General features: G+C 64.2%; 12 protein-coding genes. 6 read left to right on the forward strand and 6 right to left on the reverse strand.

The window, feature by feature from the left end; translation table 11 throughout:
- Positions 1-261: 261 nt before the first annotated feature.
- Positions 262-1557 (forward strand): nitrate regulatory protein, encoded by a 1296-nt coding sequence (locus tag DOM32_RS00075; protein WP_110630143.1) that lies wholly within the window; start codon positions 262-264, stop codon positions 1555-1557.
- Between the two features lie 384 nt (positions 1558-1941).
- Positions 1942-3306: an MFS transporter gene (locus tag DOM32_RS00080; protein WP_110630145.1), complete on the forward strand. Its 1365-nt coding sequence runs from the start codon at positions 1942-1944 to the stop codon at positions 3304-3306.
- Between the two features lie 93 nt (positions 3307-3399).
- Here the strand turns inward: DOM32_RS00080 and DOM32_RS00085 are convergent, their stop codons facing one another.
- From DOM32_RS00085 to DOM32_RS00100, 4 genes are all read right to left on the reverse strand, one after another.
- Positions 3400-3867 (reverse strand): GNAT family N-acetyltransferase, encoded by a 468-nt coding sequence (locus tag DOM32_RS00085; RefSeq protein WP_110630147.1) that lies wholly within the window; start codon positions 3865-3867, stop codon positions 3400-3402.
- A gap of 86 nt (positions 3868-3953) precedes the next feature.
- On the reverse strand, positions 3954-4295 hold the full coding sequence (locus DOM32_RS00090) for a zinc ribbon domain-containing protein YjdM (protein ID WP_071229799.1): 342 nt from the start codon (positions 4293-4295) through the stop codon (positions 3954-3956).
- Positions 4296-4356: 61 nt separating this feature from the next.
- Entirely contained in the window at positions 4357-5157 is an 801-nt protein-coding gene (gene cobA / locus DOM32_RS00095) for a uroporphyrinogen-III C-methyltransferase (protein WP_244179742.1), read from the reverse strand.
- Between the two features lie 85 nt (positions 5158-5242).
- Positions 5243-8128, reverse strand: coding sequence for a nitrate reductase (locus tag DOM32_RS00100; RefSeq protein ID WP_110630149.1), 2886 nt, complete (start codon positions 8126-8128; stop codon positions 5243-5245).
- Between the two features lie 802 nt (positions 8129-8930).
- On the opposite strand from DOM32_RS00100, the gene DOM32_RS00105 reads away from it, so the two are divergent.
- Genes DOM32_RS00105 through DOM32_RS00115 form a run of 3 tightly spaced genes read left to right on the forward strand, consistent with a single transcriptional unit; the run spans position 8931 to position 13215 of the window.
- Positions 8931-10166, forward strand: a complete 1236-nt coding sequence (locus DOM32_RS00105; protein WP_244179743.1) for an NAD(P)/FAD-dependent oxidoreductase — start codon at positions 8931-8933, stop codon at positions 10164-10166.
- Positions 10163-12727, forward strand: coding sequence for a nitrite reductase large subunit NirB (nirB, locus tag DOM32_RS00110; protein WP_110630153.1), 2565 nt, complete (start codon positions 10163-10165; stop codon positions 12725-12727). The genes DOM32_RS00105 and nirB overlap by 4 nt, the downstream gene beginning before the upstream one ends.
- Entirely contained in the window at positions 12724-13215 is a 492-nt protein-coding gene (locus DOM32_RS00115) for a nitrite reductase small subunit NirD (RefSeq protein WP_110630155.1), read from the forward strand. The genes nirB and DOM32_RS00115 overlap by 4 nt, the downstream gene beginning before the upstream one ends.
- Positions 13216-13403: 188 nt before the next feature.
- On the opposite strand, the gene DOM32_RS00120 is transcribed toward DOM32_RS00115, so the two are convergent.
- Together DOM32_RS00120 and DOM32_RS00125 are read right to left on the reverse strand one after the other, a co-directional pair.
- Positions 13404-14225, reverse strand: coding sequence for an ion transporter (locus DOM32_RS00120; protein ID WP_071229803.1), 822 nt, complete (start codon positions 14223-14225; stop codon positions 13404-13406).
- Positions 14226-14405: 180 nt separating this feature from the next.
- A complete protein-coding gene (locus DOM32_RS00125; RefSeq protein WP_110630157.1) occupies positions 14406-15122 on the reverse strand; it encodes a DUF3581 family protein in 717 nt (238 codons plus the stop codon).
- Between the two features lie 127 nt (positions 15123-15249).
- On the opposite strand from DOM32_RS00125, the gene DOM32_RS00130 reads away from it, so the two are divergent.
- Entirely contained in the window at positions 15250-15762 is a 513-nt protein-coding gene (locus DOM32_RS00130) for a YchJ family protein (RefSeq protein WP_110630159.1), read from the forward strand.
- Positions 15763-15873 lie beyond the last annotated feature (111 nt).

Raw genomic sequence — 15873 nt, forward strand, 5'->3', positions numbered from 1 at the left:
CGCGCGCTTTTCGATCACGCTCTCTTGCTTGCGCTCGACGCGCTCCGCCTTGCGCTCGACGCGCTCCGCTTCCCCTCGAACGCCTTCAGCGCCGCGCCTCGAGCGTGGCGCCTCATCGAGTCGGTCCCCGTCTCCACGTGCGCCGATCGGACGTACGCGGTAGAGTCATATTCGACGTTGGTCGAACTCTCCCCTCACGCCAACGTACGCTCTGCTCAAACGGTATCGACAATAACAAGTTGAGACGGGATGCGGTGACTCATGAATGCGACCGAACGGCTGCTGCGCGCAGCCAAATTATCGGAAATCGAGCAACTGTCCGGATTGGCGGAAACCGCTGCGGTGGTCGGCGATATCTGCCGTTTCGTCCACGCCCTGCAGCGGGAGCGTGGCGCCTCCACGATCTATCTCGGTTCCGCTGGCCGGCGTTTCACGCACCAGCGCCGGCAGCGCATCGCCGATAGCCAGTTGGCGGAAGCGACATTGCGCCAGCGCCTGGACGAGTGGGCTTCCTTCGACGACGCCAACCGCACGTCACGCCATCTCGCCAACGCACGCCTGCTGACCCGTATCGCGGCGGTGTGGCACGGCTTCGACTCGCTTCCGCCGATTCGCGACGACATCGAGGCGCAGCGCCTCACCGCTGACGATGCGGTGCGCCTGTTCAATCGGTTGATCAGCAACCTGTTGTCGGTCATCTTCGAGGCGGCGGATACCGCCAGCGACACCGAGATCACCCGCGTGCTGGTATGTCTGTTTCATTTCATCCAGGGCAAGGAGCTCGCCGGACAGGAACGGGCCTGTGGCGCCTTCGGCTTCACGCTCGGCGTGTTCGACGATGCGCACCGCCAGACGTTGCAGCAGTTGATAGATGCCCAACATCGCTGCTTCGAAACCTTCGGCGAATTCGCCAGCACCGAGCTGCTCTCGCACTGGCAGCAAGAGCTCGACCAGCCGATCCATCTGGCCATCGCTCAACTGCGCGATCTGGCCATCCAGGCCACCCCGCTGCCGAACGATCTCAATGATCCCGGGGAACAGTGGTACGCCATCATGACCCAGCGGATCGATGCCATGAAAGACATCGAGGATCGCCTGGTCGAGGAGTTGCAGCGCAGCTGTCGTGACCGGATTCATCAGGCCGAGCGCGAGATAGAGAACGGCGTCGGCTTGCGCGAAGCGCTCAATGGCGAGCTCTGGGCGGCACCGGTGAACCTGCTGCTGGAAGTGCCGGACGCAGAGCCGGCCTCGAGCCTGGGAGCTTTGACGGCCAGCACCATGGAGTCACGCTTCAGCCGTTCGCTGGTCGGCCTGGTGCAGACGCAACACGCAAGATTGCAGCAGATCAGCGACGAACTCGAGAGCACGCGCAAGACGCTGCGCGATCGCAAGCAGATCGACCGCGCCAAGGGGCTTTTGATGACCCATCAGCGCCTCTCCGAGGAAGAGGCCTACCGCCTGATGCGCAAGACCGCCATGGACCAGAGCAAGCCGTTGATCGAAGTGGCCCGAAACGTGATCGACCTCGTCGACATGCTGTCTCGAGAGCGTTCCTGAGCCCTCATCGTCTTTCCACGCCACCCGCTGGTGCACGCCTCCCACATGCTGCACCGTCGGGTCGCGATCCTGCCTGCTGTCATGGCGCATTGGTGCCTGCCCGCCTTCGACTTCACACCTTATCTACTTGAATCGACGCCTTTTCGAGGATTCTGGTACGGCTTCTGCTTGGATAGAGAAGTCCGGGCCAATGGCGGCCCGACAGGAGCCTGCTCCAACGGTTCCGAGCCAGACATTCGCTGAAGCACGGTCAAGGTCGACCGGCTGACGCAACGGACAACGGCGTCCATCGCTCTTCATGCACCGCATGACGAGAGATGGGCGCCGTTTTTTCATGCCCTCGGCACCGGCCGGTGTCGTCGCCACCATCGGAGAGTGATCTTCATGGACATCCGTCACAAAGCCAACAAGATACGTCTGTTCAGCTTTTCCACCCCTCAGATGCGAGCCTTCCATCTCTCCTGGTTCGCCTTCCACGTCTGCTTCTTCGGCTGGTTCGGCATCGCCCCGCTCATGGCCGTCGTCCGCGACGATCTCGGCCTGACCAAGACCCAGATCGGCAACACGATCATCGCTTCGGTCGCGATCACCATTCTCGTGCGCCTGGTCATCGGTCTGCTCTGTGATCGCATCGGCCCGCGCAAGGCCTACACCTGGCTGCTCTGCCTCGGGTCGCTGCCGGTGATGGCGATCGGCCTGGCGGACAGTTTCGAAACCTTTCTGCTGGCCCGCCTCGCCATCGGCGCGATCGGGGCCTCCTTCGTCATCACCCAGTATCACTCCACGATGATGTTCGCTCCCAACGTGGTCGGCACCGCCAACGCCACGACCGCCGGCTGGGGGAATCTCGGCGGCGGCACCACCCAGATCCTGATGCCGCTGGTGTTTTCCGGCGTGCTGATGCTGGGCGTCAGCGAAACGCTGGGCTGGCGGCTGGCGATGGTCGTGCCCGGTATCGTGCTGTTCCTGACCGGACTGGCCTATTACCGTTTTACCCAGGATGCACCCGATGGCAATTTCAGCGATCTGCGGACCCGCGGCGAACTGCCGCCAGCCACCCGTGAACACGGCGCCCTGCAAAGCTTCGCCGCCGCCGCCAAGGATATCCGCGTATGGGCGCTGTTCGTGGTCTACGCGGCCTGCTTCGGCGTCGAACTCACGATCAACAACATCGCTGCCATCTACTTCTTCGATACGTTCTCGCTCGACCTCGCCACGGCCGGGCTGATCGCTGGGCTGTTCGGGATGATGAACCTGTTCGCGCGCACCCTGGGCGGCATCTTCTCCGACCTGTTCGCCCGCAACGGCGGGCTCAAGGGACGGGTACGCTGGCTGTTCATCGCGCTACTGTGCGAGGGCATCGCGCTGACCGGCTTCGCCCAGATGCAGACCCTGGCCGTGGCGATCGGCATCATGCTGGTGTTCAGCCTGTTCGTGCAGATGGCGGAAGGTGCCACCTTCGGCGTCGTGCCGTTCATCAACAGGAAGGCGCTGGGTGCCGTCGCGGGGATCGTCGGTGCCGGTGGCAACGCGGGCGCCGTGGCAGCCGGTTTCCTGTTCCGCTCGGAATCCCTTTCCTATCAACAGGGTCTTTTCTATCTGGGGCTGACGGTCATCGCCGCCTCGCTGTTCGCCCTGGCGGTGCGCTTTTCTCCGGCGACGGAGGCCGAGGAGCACCAGGCCTATCATCAGGCCGACGGCAAGCGCAGCGTCGAGCGCGATGTCGAGCGGGAGGCCGTTGCCGGCTGAGCGACACCCCTTTTCGATGACGCTTTGTCATCACGCCCTTCTCCATCGCGTGTCCATGCGATCTTCGCCGCTGCCTTCGGGTAGCGGCTCTTTTCAGAGATTTCGGTACATCAGCGTGACGCGCTCGCCACGATAGGTCAGAGATTCGGAGGGCACCCAACCCAGCCGCGCGTAGAGCGCCATCTGGTCCGGTGTATAGAGATGAAGTCGTCGCCAACCCGCTGCCCGGGCCTCCGCTTCCACCGTCGCCACCAATGCCGAGGCGATACCGCGGCCGCGCCAGGCCGGCAGGACGAAAACGGAGGCGAGCCAAGGCCCCATGGCGGGCCGAATGCTCATGTCGCTGACTGTCAGGCTCGCGGTAGCTATCGGCTTTCCGGCGCTCATGGCCACGAATATCGAAGGCACGCCTTTGGCACCGCAGTCGTTGCGGGTTTCGTTCCGCCACTCCTCGAACGTCGTGCGCGGGTGAAGTCCGCCCCAGGCGTCGAAGGTCCAACGCGACACCGTTTCGATGCCGAGCGTGTCATCGCGATTCAACCGCGCGATCTTCCAAGCCATTGTGGTCCCCCGCCTGTGATGACGAATCCCGAGCCGGTCGACGGCGAAAAGAAGCCCGATGGATCCACCGAAGGCCTGACGTCGGTTCAGGCCTTCTTGACGAACTCGGATTTCAGCTTCATGGCGCCGACACCATCGACCTTGCAATCGATATCGTGATCGCCATCGACCAGGCGGATATTCTTGACCTTGGTCCCTACCTTGACGACCTGCGACGACCCCTTGATCTTCAGGTCCTTGATCACGGTGACGCTGTCACCATCGGCCAGCGGCGTGCCATGGGCGTCGGTCACGACGCTTGCATGCCCTTCGTCGGCCGCCGCTTCGGCTTCGGACCACTCATGGCCGCATTCGGGGCAGACGACAAGCTGGCTGTCAGCGTAGGTGTATTCGGACCCGCACTGCGGGCAAGGCGGTAACTGGCTCACGCGTAGACTCCTGGCGTTCGGAAAGCCGCGAAGTCTACGCCGCCCGCCTCGAACTGCCCAGTCAAACCGGGCGTTCGAGGCTCAAGAGCCGGTCAGCGGTAGAAGGGATCATCTCGACGACGCTGCCGACCACGATCAGGCACGGCGACGGCATCGGGTTGGCGGCAAGCGTTCGCGGCATGTCCGCCAACGTGCCCACCAGCGTCTGCTGCTGCGGCAGCGAGGCGTTGGCGATCAGCATGATGGGCCAGTCGGACGGCAGCCCGGCGCCGATCAACCCTTCGCAGATGGTCTCGACACGACTCAACCCCATGTAGAACACCAGCGTCTCGTCACGCCGGGCCAGCGCGTGCCAGTCGAGGGAGACATCGTCCCGGCACGCCTGCGCGGTAATGAAGCGAACCTGCTGGGCGTGAGCGCGGTCGGTCAGCGGCAGCCCCATGGCAGCAACGGCGCCGGACGCGGCGGTAATCCCGGGCACGATGTCGGGGGTGATGCCGGCCTCGGCCAGCGCTGCCAGCTCCTCGCCCATGCGCCCGAAGATTCCGGGATCGCCACCTTTCAGACGCACCACCCGCTTTCCTTCGGCGGCGAGCCGCACCAATAGCGTGCCGATCTCCGCCTGGGGCACGCTGTGGTTGCCACGCGCCTTGCCGACGTAGTAGCGCTCGCAGCCCCGGGGCAGCAAGGCTAGAATGTCGGGGCCGACGAGCCGGTCATAGACCACGGCGTGTGCGGCCTCGATTCGTCGCAGGGCTCGTACGGTCAGCAGATCCGCGGCGCCGGGCCCGGCGCCGACCAGCGAAACCCGGCCGGCATCGTCAGCCGAGTCGACGACGTTTCTCGTCGATCTCGTGGTCACGACTCGGTTTCGAGCGGCCTGATAGAGCCGAGCCATCCAGCCGGCCGTCTCCAGCCTCTTCCCGCGCGTATTGCCTTGAGTTGCATCATAGGCTGGCATCGGCCATCTCCTCTTGTGTCTCTTCTTCGAGCAGGGCTTTCAGCTCGGGTTGGCAGGAACCGCATTGGGTACCGCAGGCGAGGCGTGCACCCAGCGCCTCGACGCTGGTATCGCCGGCGCGGATGGCGGCAATGATCGAATTCTGGCCGACCTGATGACAGCTGCAGACGATCGGGCCGTCGCTGCGCGCGCCGCTGGCACAGCCGGCCAGGATGCGACGCCGCGTCTCTCGATCGAGCAACTGGTCGCCTTCGCTGGCGAAGCAGTCGTCCAGCCAGCGCAACGACGGCAGCCCCTCCGGTGGCCCGACCATCAACCACCAGCGCAGCCGGCCGTTATCGATACCGCTGGCGCGCAGGCGCCCGCGCGCTTCGTCGTGACTCCACTGCGAGACCGGCCCGGGCAGATGGGACTCGGCCCATGCCAGCCAGTCGCGTCCAGCGGCATCCGGTTGACCGCCAAGCTGCCAGCGCACGGAATGGTCGAGAGGAATCCGAGCCCAGTAGGCGTAGTCTTCGCGCCCACTCTCGATAGCGGGCGCAATCTCCGCCGCGATGTCGGCGGCGACGATCAATGTCGCTTCCCAGGAGATCGGCAGCGGACGAAGGCTGACTGCAGCCTGCTTCGATTCAGGCTGCCCGGAGATCGGATCGACGACCGCCGCCACCAGGCCATTGACCTTGGCCTGGCCGCTGAAGGCGTCGTTCCAGTGCATCGGCGCGAACAGCTCCCCCGGCCGCTGGGACTTGGCGATTCTGGCCCGGCCGCGATAGAGACCATCGCCCCCCGTCAGCTCGACCAGTTGCTGGTCGGCGACGCCGAGGCGTTCGGCATCCAGCGGGTGAATGTCGACGAAGGGCTCGCCGCGATGGTTCATCAGGCGGGAGGCCCGCGCCGTCCGCGTCATGGTATGCCACTGATCCCGTACCCGACCGGTGTTCAGGCGCAGCGGCCTTTCCCGGGTCAGTTCCTGGCGTACCGCCTGCGGACGAACCGGCAACAGCCAGGCACGGCCATCGGGCGTCGCGAAGCGGCCGTTCTCGAATAGCCTCGGCGTGCCCGCGGGGGCCGCGGCGGTCACCGGCCATTGAACCGGTGCCAGGCCGTCGTAGCCGGCACGGTCCAGCCCCGCCAGCCCCGAAATGTCGAACGGCCGCCAGGTGGCGCCGTCGCTTTCGCTACCCTCGCCTTCGACCGCGTTCTCGAAACCGGAGAGCCGGGCATGTTCGTCGAAGATCTCGAAGGGATCGACATAGGGAAATGCCTCGGCGAAGCCGAGACGTGCGGCGACCTGGGTCATGATCCACCAGTCGTGACGCGCCAAGCCAGGCGGCGGCAGTAATCCGCGCTGGCGGGAAATGCAGCGCTCGGAGTTGGTGACGGTGCCATCCTTTTCCGACCAGCCAGTGGCCGGCAGCACGATGTCCGCGACCTCCAGAATCTCGGCATTCGCCATGCAGTCGGAAACGATCACCAGCGGGCACGCCGCAAGAATGCGCTTGATGCGATTGGCTTCGGGCAGGCTGACCACCGGATTCGTCGCCATGATCCAGACCGCCCGGATCTCCCCTCGCTCGATGGCGTCGAACAGCTCGGTGGCCTTGAAACCCGGCGCACCGGGCAAGGTCGGCGTCAGCGTCTCGGTGCGCCAGAACCGGGTGACCCGATCGATGGCTCCCGGCGTGTGGTAGTCCATGTGCGCCGCGAGCTGGTTGGCCAGACCTCCGACCTCGCGCCCGCCCATGGCATTGGGCTGGCCGGTGATCGAAAACGGCCCTGCGCCCGGCAGCCCGATCTTGCCGCCCGCCAGGTGGCAGTTGATGATCGCCTGGCACTTGTCGGTGCCGCTGCTCGACTGGTTGATGCCCTGGGAATAGAGCGTCACCACGTGCAGTTGCGTGGCGAACCAGTAGAAGAAGGTCTCCAGCCGCTCGGCGTCGACATCGCAGTCGCGAGCGACCGCCTCGATGCCGACATCGTCTTCGCAGGCAGCCTGCATCGTCTCTTCGAAGCCTCGGGTATGGCGTTCGAGATAGATCCGGTCGACCCGGCCAGCGGCGTGCATCCAGGCCAGCAGTCCGTTGAACAGCCGGGCATCGCTGCCGGGCGCAATACCGAGATAGAGGTCGGCGATTTCGCAGCTGTCCGTCACCCGGGGGTCGATCACCACGATGCGCATCAGCGGGTTGCGCTGCTTGGCGGCCTTCAGCCGCTGATAGATCACCGGATGGTTCCAGGCCAGGTTGGAGCCGACCAGCACGACCAGTTCCGCGCACTCCAGATCCTCATAACAGCAAGGCACCGCGTCGGCGCCGAAAGATCGCTTGTAGGCGGCCACCGCCGAGGCCATGCACAGCCGCGAATTGGTATCGACATGAGGCGTCCCCAGGAAGCCCTTGAACAGCTTGTTGGCGACGTAATAATCCTCGGTCAGCAGCTGTCCGGAGAGATAGGCTGCCACCGACTCCCGGCCATGCTCGCGCTGCGTGGATGCCAGCCGCGACGCGACGCACTGCAGCGCCTCTTCCCAGCCCACCGCTTCGCCATCGACGACGGGATGCGACAGGCGCCCCCGCTCGCCCATCGTCTCGTGCAGCGCACTGCCCTTGACGCAGAGACGCCCCTGGTTGGCCGGGTGCGCGGGGTCCCCGGCGACATCGACCAGCGCACCGTCCTCGATCGTCGCGACAACGCCACAACCGACGCCGCAATACGGGCAGGTCGTGGTGCCCTTGTATGGCGGGCAGGTCGTGGTGCTATCTGGAGAGGATCTGGTGGCGGTGCGCTCGAAAGAGGAGCCGGTGCCGCCGAACGACTCGCGGGGCGTCGTCCGCCGAGGCTGTGGATCGGTCGTGCTGTACGGATTGGGCATGAACGCCTCCCTGAAACGCAAAGAGGCCTGACTTCACGCTGAACGTGAGGTCAGGCCTCTTTGCCTGCTGCCGCGTGATCCTGCCGGTATCCGCGGTGCGTTGTGATCATTGCCGGTGTTGCGTGCCGGAGCGTTGCTCGTTGCCGGCGTTGGCAACTGGCACGCCTGGATAAGGATCAGAGCAATAAGCAGACCACCGGCCGCTTTTTCCTTTTTTGACAACCTTCTGCAGCCGCGTCCACCCCGCGCCTCGCAGTCGAGAGACCCGGTCTCGGGGCGTTCATGCCAACCTTTGGTGCGAAAGCGCGCAACGCTGCACCGGCGTTGCGCAAGCCAGCGCCCATCCGCCCTCTTCCTGCCCGCTTTCGTCAGCGCTCCTTGCTACCAACCCACTGAATCGATTTGAAGATCGGTGAACTGGCATGGCCTTCGCTTGAGTTCCACCATCGGCGACCAATGGCGGTCGCGATCGCCAGGCCGGCGCTGCATCGAGGCAGCGTCGCGCCAGATAGCCATGGCACGCCCCGGTAGGCTGACGATGCCGCTTCATTCGTCGGCTCTCGGGCGTCGCATCGATATTCAGGCAAAGGCGCCTGATGCCGCGGAGTTCAATACTCCGTGTCATCAGGCGCCTTTTTGCGTTGCGCCGCCGTTTTCCAGGCATCTCTTCCGAACTCGGAAAACGGCTGCGCTTGAAAACGTCGCTTGACGGGGGATCAACATGAGCAGGACCGCCCTTTCTTCATTCAAAGCACCAGCCGATGCTCCATCCAGAACCCCAACCGATGCCGGGGAACACCTGGTGATCATCGGCAATGGCATGGCCGGACACCGGCTGCTGCAGGCGCTACAGGACCGCCCGACCCGGCCGACTCGCATCACCATGATCGGCGCGGAGGCTTCTCCGGCCTACAACCGGATCCTGCTGTCGCCGTGGCTGGCCGGCGAGATCGAACGCGACTCCCTCGATACCCGGCTGAGCGAGGAGATGTCCGCCGGCGTCGAGTGGCGGCTGGGCGAGCGCGTGGTGACGATCGACCGTATCCATCGACTTGTCCATACCGACCTCGGCGACCCGGTTCACTACGACCGTCTCGTCATTGCCACCGGTTCACGTCCCACGCTGCCGGCCATTCCCGGCATCGAGCTGGGTAACGTCGGCGGCTTTCGCAATCTCGACGATGTCGACTGGCTGATCGCCCGATCGCCGGGCAGCCGGGCGGTGGTCGTCGGTGGCGGGCTGCTGGGGCTGGAAGCGGCGGAAGGCCTGCGCAAGCGCGGCCTGGCGGTCACGCTTTTGCAGCGCGGCGATCGGCTGATGAACCGCCAGCTCGATGTCACCGCCGCCACCTGGTTGCGTGACACGCTCGAACGGCGCGGACTGACGATAGAGACCCATGCGAGCCTGGCCGGCTGTGACGCCGACGCCCAGGGCAACGTCCAGGCCGTGCGGCTGACCGACGGCCGCCGACTGGCCACCGACTGTGTGGTGATTGCCGCCGGCATCACGCCCAACGCCGAGCTCGGCCGCCTGGCCCGTCTCGATGTCGGCGCCGGCATCTGCGTCGATGCCAACTTGACCACCCGCGACCCTCGCATTCATGCCATCGGTGAATGCTGCGAATTCGATGGCACCACGGTGGGCCTGGTCGAGCCGATCTGGCAGCAGGTCGAGACCCTGGCGGATCTCCTCGGCGGCCAGACGCCGGCACCCTATATCGGCAGCGTCTGCGCCACGCGGCTGAAAGTCGCCGGCATCTCTCTCTACGCGTTCGGCCCCGTCGAGGCGGAACCCGACGACGACACCCTGACCTACGCCGACCCGGAAGGAGGCGACTATCGCCGCCTGCTGCTTCGCAACGACCGGCTGATCGGCGCCGTGCTCTACGGCGATACCGGCGATGGTCCGACGCTGTTTCAACTGTCCAGAGCCGGTGCGGATCTCGGCCACCATCGCGATCTGCTGCTGTTCGGCGCGAGCGATGTCGCGCAACGCCTGACCGAAGACACTCAACACTCACTGGAGGAAGCGGCATGACCTTCGAAGCCGACACCCCGACCCCGTCCCGCAAGCCTCGCCTGATCATGATCGGCAATGGCATGGTCGGCCACTACTGCCTGGAGCAGCTGGTCGAACGCCAGGCGCATCAGCACTACACCATCACCGTCTTCGGCGAGGAACGCCACCGCGCCTACGATCGCGTGCACCTGTCCGACTATTTCACCGGTAGCGATGCCGATGCCCTGGCCCTGGGCGAAGCGGACTTCTGCGCCAGACATGGCATCGACCTTCGCCTGGGAGAAACCGTCAGCGCCATCGACCGTGAAGCCCGCCTCGTCGTCACCGAACGTGGCAGCCACGCTTACGATCAGTTGATTCTGGCGACCGGCTCCTACCCCTTCGTGCCGCCGATTCCGGGTAACGACCGCCCCAACTGCTTCGTCTACCGTACTCTGGACGATCTCGATGCGATCCGCGCCGCGGCCGAAACGGCTTCCAGTGGCGTGGTCGTCGGTGGCGGCCTGCTGGGGCTGGAGGCCGCCAACGCCCTGCGCGGCCTGAATCTCGATACCGCCGTGGTGGAATTCGCGCCGCGCCTGATGCCCATGCAGGTCGACACCGAAGGCGGCGATCTGCTGCGCGAAAAGATCGAGCAGCTAGGGGTTCAGGTACTGACGGGCCGGGCCACCCAGCGTATCGAGGACGGCCTGGACCGCCATCACCGCATGGTCTTCCAGGATGAGAAAGTGTGGGAAACCGACCTGATCGTGTTCTCCGCCGGCATCCGCCCCCAGGATCGGCTGGCTCGGGATTGCGGGCTGGAGGTCGGCGAGCGCGGCGGCGTCGTGGTGGACGACAACTGCCGGACCAGCGATCCCGACATTCTGGCCATCGGCGAAGTGGCGCTATGGCAGGACAGCATCTTCGGCCTGGTGGGCCCCGGCTACCAGATGGCCAAGGCCGCCGTCGACACCCTGATCGGGGGCGAACTCACCTTCCAGGGTGCCGACATGAGCACCAAGCTGAAGCTGCTCGGCGTCGATGTCGGGTCGATCGGCGATGCACATGGCGACCGCACCCCCGGGGCGCGCATGTACCGCTATCTGGACCAGATCAAGCAGGAATACCGCAAGCTGGTGGTCTCCAGTGACGGCAAGAAGCTGGTCGGTGCCATGCTGGTCGGCGACAACAGCTACTACGATACCCTGTTGCAGTACTACAGCAACGGCCTGGAGCTCCCCAAGGACCCGGCCGCGCTGATCCTCCCCAGCACCGAAGGCGCGCCCACGCTGGGTGCCGATGCCCTGCCCGAGACGGCGACCATCTGCTCGTGTCACAACGTTTCCAAAGGGGCGGTCTGTCAGGCGGTCGAGGCCGGTTGCACGGATCTCGGCACGCTCAAGGCCGATACCAAGGCCAGCACCGGTTGCGGCGGCTGCACGGCACTGCTCAAGCAGGTGTTCGAACACGAGCTGGAAAGCCGTGGCGTCGAAGTCGACCGCAGCCTGTGCGAGCACTTCGCCTACACCCGCCAGGAGCTCTACGGCCTCATCCGGGTCGAAGGCATCCGAAGCTTCGAGGCGCTCCACGCGCGTCATGGCAAAGGCCGGATGGGCTGCGACATCTGCAAGCCGGCCGTCGCCTCGATTCTCGCCTCGTGCTGGAACTCGCCGATCACGAACCCCTCGCTGGTGCCGCTGCAGGACACCAACGATACCTTCATGGCCAACATGCAGAAGAACGGCACCTATTCGGTGGTTCCGCGCATTCCCGGTGGCGAGATCACCCCGGACAAGCTGATCGCCATCGGCGCGGTAGCCAAGAAGTACGATCTCTACACCAAGATTACCGGCGGCCAGCGTATCGATCTGTTCGGCGCCCAGTTGCATGAATTGCCGGACATCTGGAGCGAGCTGATCGCCGCCGGCTTCGAGACCGGCCACGCCTACGGCAAATCCACCCGCACGGTGAAGTCCTGCGTCGGCAACACCTGGTGCCGCTACGGCGTCCAGGACAGCGTCGCCATGGCACTGACCATCGAGAATCGCTACAAGGGCCTGCGTTCGCCGCACAAGCTGAAGTTCGCCGTCTCCGGTTGCACGCGGGAATGTGCCGAAGCCCAGAGCAAGGACGTCGGCGTGATCGCCACCGAGCACGGCTGGAATCTCTACGTCTGCGGCAATGGCGGCATGCGCCCGCGCCATGCGGAGCTGTTCGCCACCGATCTCGACGACACCGAGCTGCTGCGCATCATCGACCGGCTGCTGATGTTCTACATCCGCACCGCCGATCGACTTCAGCGCACCTCGGTATGGCGCGAGAACCTGGAAGGCGGACTCGACTATCTCAAGGCGGTGATTCTCGAGGACAGCCTGGGGCTGGGTGACGAGCTCGAAGCCCAGATGCAGCACGTGGTCGATCAGTACGAGTGTGAATGGGCCGGGGCGCTGAAGGATCCGGAAAAGCTCAAGCGCTTCCGCACTTTCGTCAACGACAAGCGCAGCGATCCCGACATCATCGCCGTCAGCGAGCGCGACCAGCCGAGACCTGCGCGCCCCGAAGAGATTGCCGCACTGGCAGTGGAGGTAACGTCATGAGCGAGCTCATCCTGGAAAACGAGGCAGCACGGTCTGCCTCTTCTTCACGCCCCGTTCGCCTGTGCAACCGGGCGGACCTGGTTGCCGGCTCCGGCATCGTCGCCTGGCATGAAGGGCATCAGATAGCGCTTTTCTATTTACCTTGTCGGCCCGGAGCCGCTGACGGGCTACCTGGTCGGCCCGGAGCCGCCGGTGAGTCGTTCAACCGGCCCGGAGCCGCCGGTGAGTCGTTCAACCGGCCCAAAGCCGCCGGTGAGCTTTACGCGGTAGACAACCGCGATCCGTTTTCCGGCGCCAACGTGATCGGCCGCGGCATCGTCGGCGATCTCGAGGGCGAGCTGGTGGTCGCCTCGCCTATCTACAAACAGCATTTTCGGCTGACGGATGGCCAGTGTCTCGAGGATGCCACGCGGCGCTTGCGTACCTGGTCCGTCGGGTGGGACGGCGACGACGTGGTGCTTCACATCCCCGTGGGGGCGGATTCGTGATGACGTAACTGGAAAACGATGCGCGAAATCAGGACAAAAAAAGCCCGCGCAAGAGGGGGGATGCGCGGGCGAGGCGGGGTGTTACTAGGAGACGCGACTCGAACGACTGCTAATCGAAGTATCTACATTCGATGGAAATTATATTAGCACCCTTATATTTCCCTGGCAATGCAATATCGTCATCGCGCTCATCGTTTCGCTTTATCGTCCTCTCGGTCACGATCCTCGTGCTCGCGCGTCTGGCGTTCGGCCAACTCCCGACGATGATCGCGCAGCTCCTGACGCAGCGATTCGATCTCGACCTGAAGCTCGCTCACCTGCTCGATCATGTGGCGCATCATGCGCCGGTTCGCCTTGTGCTGGCGGGATTCCGACTCTTCCTGATCTTCGACGAAAAGCGAGCTCACGTAAGCCGCGAAACTACCGAACAGCCCGACCCCGCAGACCATCAGCAACACGGCGACGATGCGCCCCAGCGTCGTGATCGGATAGTAATCCCCGTAACCGACCGTGGTGACGGTCACGATCGCCCACCACAATGCTTCTTCCGCCGTATTGATAGGGCTGTCCGGGTTGGGCGTTTCCACCATCAATACCGTCATCGCACCGAAGAACACCAGCAGCACGGTCGCTGTCGCCGCCGACGCCAACACGCCTTCGGCCCGGTTGCGAAACAGCAGTTGCCAGATCAACTCCAGCGACCGCAGCGCCCGGATCACGCGAATGACCTGAACGACACGGGCCAGGCGCGCAGCCTGGAACCATCCGGCAGGAATGCACGCCAGCAGATCCAGCCACCCCCAGCGCATGTAGTGCCATTTATTGGGCGCGCGGTAGAACCGCTGGCAGAAATCGATGAAGAAGAAAAAGCAGACGATGTAGTCCAGATAGCCGAATAACTGGAGGATATCGGTAGGCAGATCGAGGAAAAGCTCGGCCAGCATGGCTCCCAGCACGTAGAACGAGAGCGCCAGGATAAAAAACTGAAAAGGGGTGACATGTTCCTTCATGGCAAGTCCCGCTCACCTGTACGCCCCGATCCCGCCAGCCCTTTGGCCGCGACAGGATGAACGGCATTATCCGCAAATGGGCCGATGCGACGCGAATCGCCCGCTCAACGCCCGCCGAGTAATACACGCCCCCGAGGCAGCAGCGCACACGAGGCAGCAGCGCACACGAGTCGCGTGCGATCAGGCCGAACAGGGATTGGCCAGTTTCAGCTGGGTGAAATTGGTCACGAACGTATCCATCTTTTCCGCGTCGTAGTCCTGGAGACCACTGATGACCAGTTTCTTGGAGCCGATGCCCACGTCACGGCCATGGCAGCTCATGCGGAATTCGAGATGAGCCTCTCCACGCTTGCCCTTGACGTCCAGATTGGCGCCCGCGAAGTCCAGATCCAGATCACAGGGGTCGTGATCCTCGAGCGTGAACCCCATGCTGTCGTAGATCACCAGCGGGCGCTGGGGATTGAACATGACGCCCTTCTCTTCGAGCAGGGGCTTGAGGTAATGCGGAAAGTTGCGGCCCGAGAAGGCCACATAGCGACGGGTAAACGTCTCGACAGTGCCCGGGTCATGGATCGTCCAGCCGCTGCGCTTGACGTTCAGATACTGTTTGCCGCTCTGGTCGACGACGCTGACGGTGCCGGTCTCTTCCTCTTCGACGAAGCTCAACGAGACGCTGTCCCCCACCATTCCACAGAAGTGGAACGTCATCTGCTGAGACAGCCCGTAACGGGACAGCACCAGCGCGAACAACAGGTCGCCCGGCACGCAGAAACGCCGCGCACAGGGATCATGGATCGGGTTGTAATCTCCCGCGATCTGACGCGCAAACTGACTGGCCTGATCTGCGGTGATACAGATACGGTCCGCGTCGGTAGAATGGAACTCGTCGAGAAACATAAGTGGTCGACCCACGTATCGAATGACTTGGCGTTGGGATTCCAGGCGCCGCACTTTTACCACATGTTAGGGCAAATCGCAGCGCACCATTAACATTTAGAGACAAACGATAGCGTAGTTTACCCAAATGAATGTTCCAACCACAGCCTCCGAAGACATCGAGACTCGACCGTGCCCCTGCGGAAACGGCCTGCCCTACCGCCGCTGCTGCGGGATCTACCATCGCGGGGAAGCGCCCGCGCCAACGGCGGAAGCGCTCATGCGCTCACGCTACACCGCCTTTGCGCTGGGCGGGCTCGGCGACTATCTCGTCAGGACCTGGGAGGCCGATGCCATCGACCCGGCCCTGACGGCGGAGCAACTGGACCGCCAGGAACAACAATGGCTGCGGCTCGAGATTCTCGATGCCCACGAGAACGGCGCCAAGGCAACGGTCGAGTTCAAGGCACACTGCCGCCCGTTCGGTGCAGGGCCAGCGGTAACGCCGCAAGTGCTTCACGAGCGTTCGCGCTTTCGCCGACGCCAGGGCTTGTGGCGTTACATCGACGGCATCATCGACCCGCCTCCCGCCGCCGCCTCGCGTAACGCGCCCTGCCCCTGCGGCAGCGGCAAGAAGGCCAAGCGCTGCTGCCTGCGCTGAACCGATCGCAAGCACGCCGAATCGAGTCACCTTGTGGAATATGCCCCTTCGCCCCGCTACGCTTTTAGCGAATCGACGCGCCGGATACTCATCGACACACTAGGCTCGATC

Origin of the sequence: Salinicola salarius (assembly GCF_003206135.1) — a bacterium.
GTDB classification, from domain to species: Bacteria; Pseudomonadota; Gammaproteobacteria; order Pseudomonadales; family Halomonadaceae; genus Salinicola; species Salinicola salarius.

What these genes read in the sequence shown, in the direction of transcription:
- DOM32_RS00120 (WP_071229803.1), bottom strand. Translation starts at nt 14,225, where the DNA reads ATGAAGGAACATGTCACCCCTTTTCAGTTTTTTATCCTGGCGCTCTCG.
- DOM32_RS00130 (WP_110630159.1), top strand. Translation starts at nt 15,250, where the DNA reads ATGAATGTTCCAACCACAGCCTCCGAAGACATCGAGACTCGACCGTGC.
- DOM32_RS00085 (WP_110630147.1), bottom strand. Translation starts at nt 3,867, where the DNA reads ATGGCTTGGAAGATCGCGCGGTTGAATCGCGATGACACGCTCGGCATC.
- DOM32_RS00075 (WP_110630143.1), top strand. Translation starts at nt 262, where the DNA reads ATGAATGCGACCGAACGGCTGCTGCGCGCAGCCAAATTATCGGAAATC.
- nirB (WP_110630153.1), top strand. Translation starts at nt 10,163, where the DNA reads ATGACCTTCGAAGCCGACACCCCGACCCCGTCCCGCAAGCCTCGCCTG.
- DOM32_RS00115 (WP_110630155.1), top strand. Translation starts at nt 12,724, where the DNA reads ATGAGCGAGCTCATCCTGGAAAACGAGGCAGCACGGTCTGCCTCTTCT.
- DOM32_RS00100 (WP_110630149.1), bottom strand. Translation starts at nt 8,128, where the DNA reads ATGCCCAATCCGTACAGCACGACCGATCCACAGCCTCGGCGGACGACG.
- DOM32_RS00080 (WP_110630145.1), top strand. Translation starts at nt 1,942, where the DNA reads ATGGACATCCGTCACAAAGCCAACAAGATACGTCTGTTCAGCTTTTCC.
- DOM32_RS00125 (WP_110630157.1), bottom strand. Translation starts at nt 15,122, where the DNA reads ATGTTTCTCGACGAGTTCCATTCTACCGACGCGGACCGTATCTGTATC.